Origin of the sequence: Halomonas sp. BN3-1 (genome assembly GCF_003056325.1) — a bacterium.
Lineage (GTDB): Bacteria > Pseudomonadota > Gammaproteobacteria > Pseudomonadales > Halomonadaceae > Halomonas > Halomonas litopenaei.
The window spans coordinates 161,268-173,544 of the sequence record NZ_PYVV01000001.1 but is presented as its reverse complement, the minus strand read 5'-3'; the positions used below and the strand labels follow the sequence as shown (position 1 = coordinate 173,544).

Genomic DNA, 12,277 nt, shown 5'->3' with positions numbered 1-12,277 from the left:
CGGAGCCGCATTATACGCAGACCACACAGGAATGGCAGGTCCCAGGCCGCGACCGGCAACAGCGCATCACGCCAGCACGACAAGGGAGGCCCCAGGCCATTGACCCTTTATGAGCCAACGCCTCTATAATGGGCCGTCGGCCAGGCCGGCGGCGGCCGCGGGTCGTCCGAAAGAGCTCAGGGAGAACTACGTGGAACCAAGCAACTTCAACATGATCCTGGCGGCGGCTTGCCTGGTGGCCGGAATTGGACTCGGCGCACTGGGCTACCACCTGCTCAACGGCGGCGCACGCAGTGCCCAAAGGCTGCGCCTCAAGCTGACCGAACGGGAACGCCAGCTGACCGAGTGGAAAGACGGTGTCGACGACCACCTGCAACAGATGGACGACCTGGCCCGGCAGGTCTGCGATGACGCCCTCACCCTGCAGCGCCAACTTCACGAGTCGGCGCGCCAGCTTGGCAGCAAGGCCATCGGCGGCGAGGTGACACCGCCCAGCGAACCCGGCGAGACCAGCGATGATATCGCCATTCCGCGGGACTACGCCGACGGCAACCGCGGCACCCTGTCAGAGGACTTCGGTCTGCGCCAGGCCAATGACGACCAGAACGCAGAACCGCGCCCGCCACGTTACTGACCACCCCGCCATGACAGAGCCCGCACACTGGTGCGGGCTCTGGCGTTGGCAGCGACACAAGCGGTCGATGGCGCTTGCTGCTCAGGCAGGGTTGTCGATGTCGACGAAGCGGTGCTCGACACCAAAGCGCTGCGCCAGCCATTCACCCAACGCCTGGACGCCGTAGCGCTCGGTGGCGTGATGACCCGCTGCCAGATAGTGGATCCCCATCTCCCGCGCCAGGTGGGTTGTGCGCTCGGATATCTCGCCCGAAACGAACACCTCGGCACCGGCCTCGGCGGCCGGGATGATCATGTCCTGGGCGCCGCCGGTACACCAGGCGATTCGACTCACCGCCTCGGTACCAGGCGCCTCGATCACCAACGGCTCGCGTGCCAGCGACGCTCCTACCTGGGCAGCCAGCTCGGCAACGCCCATTGGCCTTTCCAGCCGACCGTGCCACAGAAGCCCTTCGCCCATGGGCGCGTCCAGCGTTCCCTCCACCGTCCACCCCAGGCGCTGCGCCAGGGTCGCATTGTTGCCAAGCTCGGGATGGGCGTCCAATGGCAGGTGGTAGGCCAGCAGGTTGATGTCGTTGGCCAGCAGAGTCGACAGCCGCCGGCGCTTCATGCCGGTAACCGCCACCGGCTCGTTCTTCCAGAAGTAGCCGTGGTGCACCAGCACCAGATCGGCCTGCCAGCGCACCGCCTCGTCAAGCAGCGCCTGACAGGCGGTGACGCCGGAGAGCACACGGGTGACCGTGCGTGCGCCCTCCACCTGCAGCCCGTTCTCGGTGTAGTCCTTGAAGCGCCGGGCCTCCAGCAGCTGCTCGCAGGCCGATACCAGTTCGTCGCGGTCTATCATGAGATCTCCTGAAATAGCTCCAAACAAGCATCAGGTTGGCGATGCTACAATGGCGCACATTGTACGCACCGCCCCGCCGGCCCGCGACCGCCTCACTGCCAAGCGCCAAGGATCATCGCCGCATGCGACGCACCCTCTCGACCTATATCTGGCCGGTCCTCATCGGCATTCTGCTCGCCATCGTGCTGATCAATGCCTTCCCCGAACGGCTCGGCAGACTACCGTCACCGAGCGGTGACAGCCTGACGGTAGTTCCCGCCACGCCACCAGCGACAACCACCGAGCAGCAGGCACCGCAACGTCCTGCCCCCGAGGTCAAGGAGGCTGCGCCGCTGGACCGCCGTGGCGGCCCCGTGAGCTACGCCGAGGCAGTGGAGAAGGCCGCGCCCGCGGTGGTCAACGTCTACTCCTCGCGGGTCGTGGAACGGGAAACCCACCCGCTGATGTCAGACCCCTTCTTCCGCCAGTTCTTTGGCAACAATGACGTGCCGTCGCGCCAACGCATGCTTTCGAGCCTTGGCTCCGGCGTCATCGTCAGCGAGGACGGCTACGTGCTGACCAACCACCACGTGATCAGCGGCGCCGACCAGGTCCAGGTGGCGCTGCGCGACGGCCGCGAGACCCTGGCCCGGGTCATCGGCACCGATCCCGAAAGCGACCTGGCGGTACTCAAGATCGATCTCGGCGACCTGCCGGTGATCGAGCTGACCGACTCGCGCAAGGTCGCGGTGGGCGACGTTTCGCTGGCCATCGGCAACCCCTTCGGGGTCGGCCAGACGGTGACCATGGGCATCATCAGCGCCACCGGTCGCAGCCATCTGGGACTCAACGCCTATGAGGACTTCATCCAGACCGATGCGGCGATCAACCCGGGCAACTCCGGCGGCGCCCTGATCAACCCCGACGGCGCCCTGGTCGGCATCAACACCGCCATCTTCTCCCGCTCGGGGGGCTCCCAGGGTATCGGTTTCGCGATCCCGGCCAACCTGGCCCGCAGCATCCTCGACGAGCTGGTCACCCACGGCCGGGTCATCCGCGGCTGGCTCGGCATCGAGGCCCAGGAGCTGAACCAGGAACTGGCCGCTTCCTTCGGCCTGCAGGCGCCAGCCGGGGTAATCATCGCCGGCGTGGTGTCCCAGGGACCGGCCGACCGGGCGGGACTGAAACCCGGAGACGTACTGCTCGAGGTCGACGGTCGCGCGGTGATCGATCCGCGTCGGACCATGAGCGACATCGCTGCGGTGGCTCCCGGCACCACCCTGACCGTCAGCGTCGCCCGCGACGGCAAGCCGATCGAGGTGGAACTGGAAGTCGGCGAGCGCCCCACGCCCCAATCCCAGTCGCAGCAGACCGGCAGCAGCCAGTCAGCCCCCTGAGACGCACCCCGAGGTGGGTAACGCAGAAGCAGTGTCCAAGCGTGCCCCACCGTCCAGACATGAAAAGGCCCGGAATTGCTCCGGGCCTTTTCATGTCTGGATGCCTGTCTGGGGCCGGGGGCGCTCGGTCACAACGACCACCGGCCCTGCGTCGCTTCAATCCTTGATGCGGTACTCCGCCGAACGCGCGTGGGCGGTCAGCGATTCACCACGAGCCAGCACCGAGGCGGTCTTGCCCAGGGTAGACGCCCCCTGTGGCGAGCAGTGAATGATCGAAGAGCGCTTCTGGAAGTCATAGACGCCAAGCGGTGACGAGAAGCGCGCCGTACCCGAGGTCGGCAGCACGTGGTTGGGACCAGCGCAGTAGTCGCCCAGCGCCTCTGCGGTATGCCGTCCCATGAAGATGGCTCCGGCGTGGCGCACCTGCTCCGCCAGTCGCTCCGGGTGCTCCACCGACAACTCCAGGTGCTCCGGCGCGATGCGATTGATCAACTCCAGCGCCTCGCCCTCGTCACGACAGGCGATCAGCGCACCGCGCGTACGCAGCGAGGCCCCGGCGATGGCTTCGCGCTCGAGCGTCGGCAGCAGCCGTTCCATGGACGCTTCCACCGCCGCCAGATGCTCCACGTCCCAGCTGACCAGGATCGCCTGGGCGTCTTCGTCGTGCTCTGCCTGGGAGAACAGGTCCATGGCCAGCCAGTCAGGATCGGTCTGGCCGTCGGACACCACCAGGATCTCGGAAGGCCCGGCGATCATGTCGATCCCCACCTGACCAAAGACCGCGCGCTTGGCGGTGGCCACATAGATGTTGCCCGGCCCGACGATCTTGTCGACCCTGGGCACGCTTTCGGTGCCATAGGCCAGCGCCGCCACGGCCTGGGCACCGCCCAGGGTAAACACCTTGTCCACCCCGGCTAGATGCGCCGCCGCCAGCACCAGATCGTTGACCACGCCGTCGGGCGTGGGCACCACCATGATGATCTCCCGCACTCCCGCCACGTGGGCCGGCACAGCGTTCATCAGCACCGATGAGGGATAGGCGGCCTTGCCGCCGGGCACGTAGATACCGGCGCGATCCAGCGGCGTGACCTTCTGCCCCAGCACGGTGCCGTCGTCTTCGGTGTACTGCCAGGAAGTGGGCTTCTGGCGTTCGTGGTAGACGCGGATACGCTCGGCGGCGGTGGCCAGCGCCTGACGCTGGTCGTCGGGCAGAGACGCGTAGGCGGCCTCGAGACGATCAGCCCCCAGGGTCAGATCCGCCATGCTCGAGGCCTCGAGGCGATCGAGGCGACAGGTCAGCGCCACCAGGGCGGCATCCCCCTCCCGACGCACCTGGCTGATGATCTCGGAGACCGCCTGCTGGACACCATGGTCCGACACGCCTTCCCACGCCAGCAGGTCGGTGAGACGGGACTCGAAATCCTCGTCCCGGGTCGAGAGTCGGGCCACCAGGGGCGTGTCTTGGCTCATGTCGGAAATCTCCGCTTCTGTCTTGGCCATACGTTGAGAACCCTCGGGTTCCGTTGGCTGGTGCGCTCAGCTTGCCGCCTGCCGCCGCGCCTCGACGGCGTCGCTCAAGCGGCGCAGCAGCGGTTTGATCTGATCATGCTTGATGGTCATCGAGGCCTGATTGACCACCAACCGGGTGCTAATATGGGCCATCAGTTCCCGTGGCTCCATACCGTTGGCACGCAGCGTATTGCCGGTATCCACGATATCGACGATCTCGTCGGCCAGGTTCATCAGCGGCGCCAGCTCCATCGCACCGTACAGCTTGATGACCTCGGCCTGGATGCCCTGCTCGGCGTAATAGCGCCGCGCCACATTGACGAACTTGGTCGCCACCCGACGCCGGGCACGGGCGGGCTCGGCACCCTGAATACCAGCCGTCATCAGCTTGCAACGCGCGATATTGAGGTCCAGCGGCTCATACAGCCCCTCGGCACCGTGCTCCAGCAGCACATCCTTGCCGGCCACCCCCAGGTCCGCCGCCCCCAGCTGCACATAGGTCGGCACATCGGTGGCACGAATCACCACCAGCTTGACGTCTGGCAGATTGGTGTCGAACAACAGCTTGCGACTCTTGCCCAGGTCCTCGGCGGGCCGGATGCCGGCATCCGCCAGCAGTGGCAGCGTCTCGTCGAGAATGCGCCCCTTGGAGAGCGCCACTATCAATTGCTTGCTCATGGTCTCGCCCGGTTGTCGGGTTGGAAGTCAATGTGGCGTGTTTCCCCGCGCCGGCTCGGGCAGTCCGAGCCGGCTGGGCGAAGAAAGCTCAGCCCGGGACGCGCTTGATCCGAGCACCCAGCAGGTGGAGCTTTTCCTCGATGCATTCGTAGCCGCGATCGATGTGGTAGATACGATCGACCAGGGTCTCGCCCTTGGCCATCATCGCCGCGATCACCAGTGAGGCCGAAGCGCGCAGATCGGTGGCCATCACCGGTGCACCGGACAGATGCTCGACGCCTTCGATGACGGCAGTGTTGCCTTCCAGGGCGATGTTGGCGCCCATGCGGTTCAACTCCTGCACGTGCATGAAACGATTCTCGAAGATCGTCTCGACCACTCGCGAGGAGCCCTCGGCCACCGCATTCATGGCCACGAACTGGGCCTGCATGTCGGTGGGAAAGGCCGGATACGGAGCGGTCCTGATATTGACCGCCCTGGGCCTGCGCCCTTCCATGTCCAGCTCGATCCAGTCCTCACCGGTGGTAATCCTGGCCCCCGCCTCCTCGAGCTTGGCCAGCACCGCCTCGAGAATGTCGGCACGGGTACGACGCACCCGAACGCGGCCACGGCTGAGCGCCGCTGCGACCAGGAAGGTGCCGGTCTCGATACGGTCCGGCATGACGTCGTGGCGAGCCCCGTGGAGCCGCTCCACCCCTTCGATGGTGATGGTGTCAGTACCGTGACCACGGATATCGGCACCCATCTTGATCAGGCATTCGGCCAGATCCACGATTTCGGGTTCCTTGGCGGCGTTCTCGAGCACCGTGGTGCCGTCGGCCAGGGTCGCGGCCATCAGCAGGTTCTCGGTACCGGTCACGGTCACGGTATCGAAGAAGATGGTGGCGCCCTTGAGGCGGCCCGGCGTGGTAGCACGGATGTAGCCACCCTCGACCCGGATATCGGCACCCATGGCCTCGAGGCCACGAATGTGCAGGTCCACCGGACGCGAGCCGATGGCGCACCCGCCCGGCAGCGACACGTCGGCCTTGCCGAAGTGGGCGAGCAGCGGTCCCAGCACCAGGATCGAGGCGCGCATCTTCTTGACCAGCTCATAGGGCGCGTGGCAATCGCTGACCTGGGCTCCGTTGAGCTGAATGCACATCTTTTCGCCCATCACCGCCTGCACGCCCATGTGGCCGAGCAGTTCCAGGGTGGTGGTGATGTCCTGCAGATGGGGAAGATTGCCGATGGTGACCGGCTCTTCGGACAGCAGGGTGGCGCACAGGATGGGCAGCGCTGCATTCTTGGCGCCACTGGCCCAGACGTCGCCCTCGGCGGGTCCGTTGCCGGTAATGATCAATTTGTCCATGAAGGCGGTACCATCAGGCTCCGGTGTTTTCGGCGGCAGCCTGCCACTGTGCGGGGGTATAGGTCTTGATGCTGACCGCATGAAGGGCGCCGGAGGCGATTTCCTCGGACAGCGCACCATAGATGACCTGCTGACGCTTGACCGGTGACAGCTCGGCGAAGCGTTCGCCCACCGCAATCACCTGAAAGTTGCAGCCTTCACCCTGGATATGAAATTCACAGCCGTCGACACGGCTCTCGAGCAGCGCTTTGACGTCGCTGGGTTGCATGCACCTGCTCCTTGACCAGACCAATGACGGGAGACGCCCACGGCCTCGCCGTGACGTCCCGAAAAAACTCAAAGGGCATATGGTAAAGAAAAGCGGCGCGCTTGGCGATGACGCAGCGAGGTTTCCACCTATACATCCGTCACAAAAAAGACACCCCCGGCCACCTTGCGGTGGTCGGGGGTGCCGGAAGGGCTAGCGGCGAGGACGAGCAGCCCAGATCAAGGCGCTGGATTCAGACGTCGAACCAGACGCATCACGGACACCAGCAGCCAGACAACCGCCGCTAGGCGGTAACGGTGCTGGAAGGCAACAGATCATCCAGACCGGCCAGCTCGGTCAACTGCCTGAGCTGCGCCGACAGCTTGATGCTGTTGAGCGACAGCCCGATCCGACGAATGGTACGCGCCCACTCGAGCATCATGGTCAGCGCCGCGCTGGAGACGTGCTCCACCTCGCTCAGGTCGAGGCACACCGAGGTGCCCGATGCCCGACTCTGGAGCCACTCACGGCCTGCCTCGGCCATGTCCGCGGCCCCGTCGAAGTCGACCTTGCCACACACCCGGAGTGTATTTCCGTCCTCGAGCAGGCGGGCCGACGCCACTTCCATCAACACGCTCACGCACCGCGCTCCAGTTCGTCGACGCCGACATCCGGCGACCAGTTGTTGATCACGGCGTCGTAGTCACGGTTGTGGTCACGCATGGCCTGATCGAACTGGTTGCGGAAGGTCAGACCGAGATTGATGCCATTGACGATGACATTGACCACCCGCCACTGGCCGTTGGACTTGCGCAGGGTGTAGTTGACCGGGTAGATGGTGCCATCGGTGGCCACCACTTCCATCTCGACGCTGTCCTGATCGTCATAGCGTGAGGCGGACTGGTTATCGAGCACGCGAACTTCCTTGTACTCGAAGGTCACCAGGCCCTTGGCATAGGTGTCGAGCAGGGTCTGCTTGAACACCTCGACGAAGCGCGAACGCTGCTCCGGCGTGGCATTGTTGAAGTAGCGGCCCATCACACTGGCGCCGATGTAGCGAAAGTCGGCGACGCCACGCAGACTCTCGTCGACCATCTGCTTGAGCTCGTCGGGACGGTCCATGAAGTAGGCCTCTCGGCCGCCGATCATCCCCATCAGATCATTGACGCTGTCGCGAATCAGCTGTTCGGGGGATTGCTGGGCCATGGCCGGCAGACTGGCCAGCACCATCATCAGCGCCATCAACCAGCGGCGCAGGTGAACCATTGCGGGCAAAGAACGGGTCATGGGTTGCCTCCTTGTATCTCCGGAAACTGCCGGATCAGTCTTTCGTCAGATTGGACACGAACTGCTGGATCAGTTCCTCGAGCACCAGCGCGGACTGGGTATCACGAATCGCCTCACCCTCGGCGATCATCTCCGGTGATCCCCCGACCGACAGCCCGATGTACTGCTCGCCAAGCAGGCCCGAGGTAAGGATCGCCGCGGTGCTGTCATCCGGCAGCTTGCCGGCCAGGGAGCTGTCCAGCGACATCACCACCACGGCATCGTAGAACTCGGTATCCAGCTCGATGCTCTCTACCCGTCCCACGGTCACCCCGGCCATCGTCACTCGTGCCCGCGGCTTGAGCCCACCGATATTCGCGAAGTTGGCCCGGAGCTCGTAGGTGTCGTCGGCACGTTGCAGGTCCAGGCCGCTGACCTTGAGCCCCAGGAATACCAGCCCCAGGATACCGGCCAGCATGAACAGGCCCACACCAAACTCCATCGTCTTGCTGCGCTTCATGGACAGTCTCCGCAGAATCAGGAAAGCCCGCCGAACATCACGGCGGTAAGAACGAAATCCAAGCCCAGCACGGCCAGGGAGGAATACACCACGGTACGGGTGGTGGCCCGCGAAATACCTTCCGAGGTCGGCACCAGATCATACCCCTGGAACACGGCAATCCAGGTGACCACTATGGCGAACACGATGCTCTTGACCACGCCGTTGCCGATATCAGTAAAGAAGCCGACGCTGGCCTGCATGTTGCCCCAGTACGAGCCTTCGAACACCCCGAGCCACTCGACCCCGACCAGGTAGCCGCCGTACACGCCGACCACGCTGAAGCCGATGGTCAGCAGCGGCAGCGAGACGAACCCCGCCCACAGGCGTGGCGCCACGATACGACGCAGCGGATCGACGCCGATCATCTCCATGCTGGTCAGCTGCTCGGTGGCCTTCATCAGGCCAATCTCGGCGGTCAATGCCGAGCCCGCGCGCCCGGCGAACAACAGCGCCGCCACCACCGGCGCCAGTTCACGCAACAGGGCCAACGACACCATCTGGCCGAGCGCGTCCTCGGCACCGAACCCGACCAGGATGGTGTAACCCTGAAGCGCCAGCACCATGCCGATGAACAGCCCCGACACCAGCACGATGGCCAACGACAGCACACCGACCGCATAGACCTGGGCCACCCACAGGCTGAACCCTTCTGCCGAGGGGCGCCCCAGCATGGACTGGCCGAGAAAGATGCTGGCCCGGCCGACGGCCTCCAGCAGGTCGCAGCCGCGCCGTCCCATATGGGTGATTCGTTCGATCATGGACGGCTCCCCTGGCCCAGAATGTCATCGTGAAAATCGTTGGCCGGGTAGTGAAACGGCACAGGGCCGTCCGGCTCACCATGCACGAACTGACTGACTCGGGCGTCCTGTTCCACGTCCAGCGACGCCGGCGTGCCGTGGGCCATGACCCGCCCGTCGGCGACCACGTAGACGTAGTCGGCGATGGACAGGGTCTCCTTGATATCATGGGAGACCACCACCGCCGTCAAGCCCAGCGCCTGATTCAGCCGCCGAATCAACTGGACCAGCACACCCATGGAGATCGGATCCTGGCCGACGAAGGGCTCGTCGTAGAGAATCAATTCAGGATCCAGCGCCACCGCCCGCGCCAGCGCCACACGCCGTGTCATGCCGCCGGACAGCTCTGCTGGCATCAAGTCCCTGGCCCCACGCAGCCCCACCGCCTCGAGCTTCATCAGCACCACGTCACGCACCATGCTTTCCGGCAGATCGGTGTGCACCCGCAGCGGAAAGGCCACGTTCTCGTAGACACTGAGATCGGAAAACAGCGCGCCACTCTGGAACAGCATGCCCATGCGCCGACGCATCTGGAACAGATCCTTGCGCGACAGGCGATGGACGTCCTGACCATCGATCAGGACGCGTCCGCCACTGGGGTTGAGCTGCCCCCCGATCAGTTTCAGCAGGGTAGTCTTCCCGGTGCCACTTGGCCCCATGATGGCCGTGATCTTGCCGCGGGGTATGGAGAGATCCACGCCGCGAAAGATATCCCTGTCGCCGCGCGTGAAATGCAGATTCTCCACCTCCACCAAGGAGGAAGCCGTCATCGCAGTCCCTATAGAGTCAGTATCACCGTGAACCGGCGGTTCAGACCGGACGCCCGCCCCGAATCCTCGGATTCGACGCCTGGCCAGACCTGAGCCCGAACCTTGAGAATAGAGCGCCTTGAGCCGCGCTCGGTTTTCGAACATCGTATCTTAACTCAAATGCAGCATGCCAGTGCCCCGGTTGCGCGCTTGCGCGCAGGTTTATCTAAGGGTTCAATGGGCGCCCTTTCTGCAACCAAGTCGTTCTCCATGCTGTTACCGTCTGTCGTCGTCGCCCTGGGCCTGGTGGGCCTGCTCTGGAGCGCGGATCGCTTTGTCGGCGCCGCCGCCGCCACCGCCTACCGCGCCGGCATGAGCATCATGCTGGTCGGCATGACCATCGTCTCCATCGGCACCTCTGCCCCGGAAATCGTGGTCTCGGTGATGGCCTCGCTGGATGGCGCCCCCGACCTGGCCACCGGCAATGCGCTGGGCTCCAATATCGCCAACATCGCGCTGGTACTGGGCGTGACTGCACTGGTGGTGCCGATCCCGGTGCGCTTCACCATCGTGCGCCGCGAGCTGCCACTGCTGTTGGGCGCCACCGGCCTCGCCGGCTACGCCCTGGCCGATGGCAGCCTCGATCGCCTCGACGCGGCCCTGCTGATCGCGCTGCTGGTATTCAGCCTGTGGTGGCTGTTTCGCGCCGACGAGGCCGAACAGGAGATGGCCGACGACATTCCCGGCATGGCACTGGGCAAGGCCATCGGCTGGCTGGTGCTGACCCTGGCGGTGATGATCGCCAGCTCCCGAGCCCTGGTCTGGGGCGCCACTGAGCTGGCACGCACCTTTGGCGTAAGCGAGCTGGTGATCGGTCTGACCGTCGTCGCCATCGGCACCAGCCTGCCGGAACTCGCCGCCTGCGTGGCCAGCGCGCTGAAGCGCCACCACGATCTGGCCATCGGCAACGTCATCGGCTCCAACCTGTTCAATATGCTTGCGGTACTGCCGGTACCGGCGCTGCTGGCGCCGGGAGCCACCGATCCCGCTGCCGCCGGCCGCGACTTTCCGGTAATGCTTGGCCTGACGCTGCTGCTGGCGGCGCTGCTGCTGTGGCAACGCCGCGGGCGCCTGGGGCGCTGGATCGGCGCGCTGCTGGCCTGCACCTATGCGCTTTATCTGACCTGGCTCGGCCTTTCGGTCGCGGCAGGCCCCTTGTGACAACGGCAGTAAACGGCAACAATCATGGCCATGAGCAAACACCCCTCCTCGGCGCAGACGCCGACCCTGAGCGTCCGCGATATCGCACGACGCACCCTGGAGCTGGAACGTGACGCCATCGACGCCCTGATCGGGCGTCTCGACGGCGACTTCGACCGTGCCTGCCAACTGCTGCTGGCCTGCCGCGGCCGGGTGGTCGTCACCGGCATGGGCAAGTCGGGACATGTCGGCGGCAAGATCGCCGCCACCCTGGCAAGCACCGGCACGCCGGCCTTCTTTGTCCATCCCGGTGAAGCCAGTCATGGTGACCTGGGCATGATCACGCCCGGCGACGTCGTCCTGGCACTGTCCAACTCCGGCGAAACCGCCGAGGTCACTGCCCTGCTGCCGCTACTCAAGCGCATGGGCATTCCACTGATCAGCATGACCGGCCGAGCACAGTCGACCCTGGCCCGCCACGCTGAGGCCCATCTATACGCAGGGGTCGAGCGCGAGGCCTGCCCGCTGGACCTGGCCCCGACCTCTTCGACCACCGCAGCGCTGGCGCTGGGCGACGCCCTGGCGGTGGCGCTGCTCGAGACCCGCGGCTTCACCGCCGAGGATTTCGCCCTGTCCCATCCGGGCGGCAGCCTGGGCAAGCGACTGCTGTTGACCGTGGCCGATCTGATGCACACCGGCGACCGCCTGCCCTCGGTGCCGTCTGGCTCACCGCTGCGCGACGCCCTGCTCGAGATCACCCGCCAGGGCCTTGGCTTTACCTGCGTGGTGTCCCCCGACGGCACCCTGGCCGGGGTCTATACCGACGGCGACCTGCGCCGCACCCTGGATCGCCATCAGGACTTCAGCTCGCTTACCGTGGATGACGTGATGACCACCCCCGGGCGACGCATCGGCCCCGCCACCCTGGCGGCGGAGGCGGTCAAGCTGATGGAAGAAGGCCGGATCACCGCCCTGGCGGTGGTCGATGACGAGCAGCGCCCAGTCGGTGCACTGCATATGCACGACCTGCTGGCCGCCGGTGTCATCTGAGCCTCATTTATCCCT

14 protein-coding genes are annotated in these 12,277 nt (G+C 65.3%); 4 read left to right on the top strand and 10 right to left on the bottom strand.

Going from position 1 to position 12,277, the window contains the following annotated elements; all coding sequences use genetic code 11:
- Nucleotides 1-190: 190 nt before the first annotated feature.
- Nucleotides 191-634, top strand: coding sequence for a DUF1043 family protein (locus C9F12_RS00800; protein ID WP_052704392.1), 444 nt, complete (start codon nt 191-193; stop codon nt 632-634).
- An 81-nt stretch (nt 635-715) separates the two neighbouring features.
- Here the strand turns inward: C9F12_RS00800 and C9F12_RS00795 are convergent, their stop codons facing one another.
- Nucleotides 716-1,477, bottom strand: coding sequence for a Nif3-like dinuclear metal center hexameric protein (locus C9F12_RS00795; protein WP_108447664.1), 762 nt, complete (start codon nt 1,475-1,477; stop codon nt 716-718).
- 122 nt (nt 1,478-1,599) lie between these two features.
- On the opposite strand from C9F12_RS00795, the gene C9F12_RS00790 reads away from it, so the two are divergent.
- Nucleotides 1,600-2,853 carry a Do family serine endopeptidase gene (locus C9F12_RS00790; protein WP_045993360.1) on the top strand — a complete coding sequence of 418 codons (1,254 nt, stop codon included), beginning with the start codon at nt 1,600-1,602 and terminating at the stop codon, nt 2,851-2,853.
- Between the two features lie 156 nt (nt 2,854-3,009).
- Here the strand turns inward: C9F12_RS00790 and hisD are convergent, their stop codons facing one another.
- From hisD to C9F12_RS00745, 9 genes are all read right to left on the bottom strand, one after another.
- Nucleotides 3,010-4,323, bottom strand: coding sequence for a histidinol dehydrogenase (gene hisD, locus C9F12_RS00785; protein ID WP_108447962.1), 1,314 nt, complete (start codon nt 4,321-4,323; stop codon nt 3,010-3,012).
- Nucleotides 4,324-4,389: 66 nt separating this feature from the next.
- Complete coding sequence (gene hisG / locus C9F12_RS00780) at nt 4,390-5,040, bottom strand: ATP phosphoribosyltransferase (RefSeq protein WP_045993265.1); 651 nt, start codon at nt 5,038-5,040, stop codon at nt 4,390-4,392.
- Between the two features lie 88 nt (nt 5,041-5,128).
- Nucleotides 5,129-6,391, bottom strand: coding sequence for a UDP-N-acetylglucosamine 1-carboxyvinyltransferase (gene murA, locus C9F12_RS00775; RefSeq protein ID WP_045993264.1), 1,263 nt, complete (start codon nt 6,389-6,391; stop codon nt 5,129-5,131).
- 13 nt (nt 6,392-6,404) lie between these two features.
- Complete coding sequence (locus C9F12_RS00770; protein WP_045993263.1) at nt 6,405-6,659, bottom strand: BolA family protein; 255 nt, start codon at nt 6,657-6,659, stop codon at nt 6,405-6,407.
- Between the two features lie 283 nt (nt 6,660-6,942).
- Nucleotides 6,943-7,278 carry an STAS domain-containing protein gene (locus tag C9F12_RS00765; protein WP_240184120.1) on the bottom strand — a complete coding sequence of 112 codons (336 nt, stop codon included), beginning with the start codon at nt 7,276-7,278 and terminating at the stop codon, nt 6,943-6,945.
- A complete protein-coding gene (locus C9F12_RS00760) occupies nt 7,275-7,925 on the bottom strand; it encodes an ABC transporter substrate-binding protein (protein ID WP_045993261.1) in 651 nt (216 codons plus the stop codon). The genes C9F12_RS00765 and C9F12_RS00760 overlap by 4 nt, the downstream gene beginning before the upstream one ends.
- 34 nt (nt 7,926-7,959) lie before the next feature.
- Nucleotides 7,960-8,424: an outer membrane lipid asymmetry maintenance protein MlaD gene (mlaD, locus tag C9F12_RS00755; protein ID WP_045993260.1), complete on the bottom strand. Its 465-nt coding sequence runs from the start codon at nt 8,422-8,424 to the stop codon at nt 7,960-7,962.
- A gap of 17 nt (nt 8,425-8,441) precedes the next feature.
- The gene (gene mlaE, locus C9F12_RS00750) at nt 8,442-9,224 is read right to left on the bottom strand and encodes a lipid asymmetry maintenance ABC transporter permease subunit MlaE (RefSeq protein WP_045993259.1); all 783 of its coding nucleotides are present in this window, start codon (nt 9,222-9,224) and stop codon (nt 8,442-8,444) included.
- On the bottom strand, nt 9,221-10,033 hold the full coding sequence (locus tag C9F12_RS00745; RefSeq protein ID WP_045993258.1) for an ATP-binding cassette domain-containing protein: 813 nt from the start codon (nt 10,031-10,033) through the stop codon (nt 9,221-9,223). The genes mlaE and C9F12_RS00745 overlap by 4 nt, the downstream gene beginning before the upstream one ends.
- 249 nt (nt 10,034-10,282) lie before the next feature.
- Between C9F12_RS00745 and C9F12_RS00740 the strand changes: the two genes are divergently transcribed.
- Nucleotides 10,283-11,233, top strand: a complete 951-nt coding sequence (locus C9F12_RS00740) for a calcium/sodium antiporter (protein WP_108195019.1) — start codon at nt 10,283-10,285, stop codon at nt 11,231-11,233.
- 30 nt (nt 11,234-11,263) lie between these two features.
- On the top strand, nt 11,264-12,262 hold the full coding sequence (locus C9F12_RS00735; protein WP_108447960.1) for a KpsF/GutQ family sugar-phosphate isomerase: 999 nt from the start codon (nt 11,264-11,266) through the stop codon (nt 12,260-12,262).
- Nucleotides 12,263-12,277 lie beyond the last annotated feature (15 nt).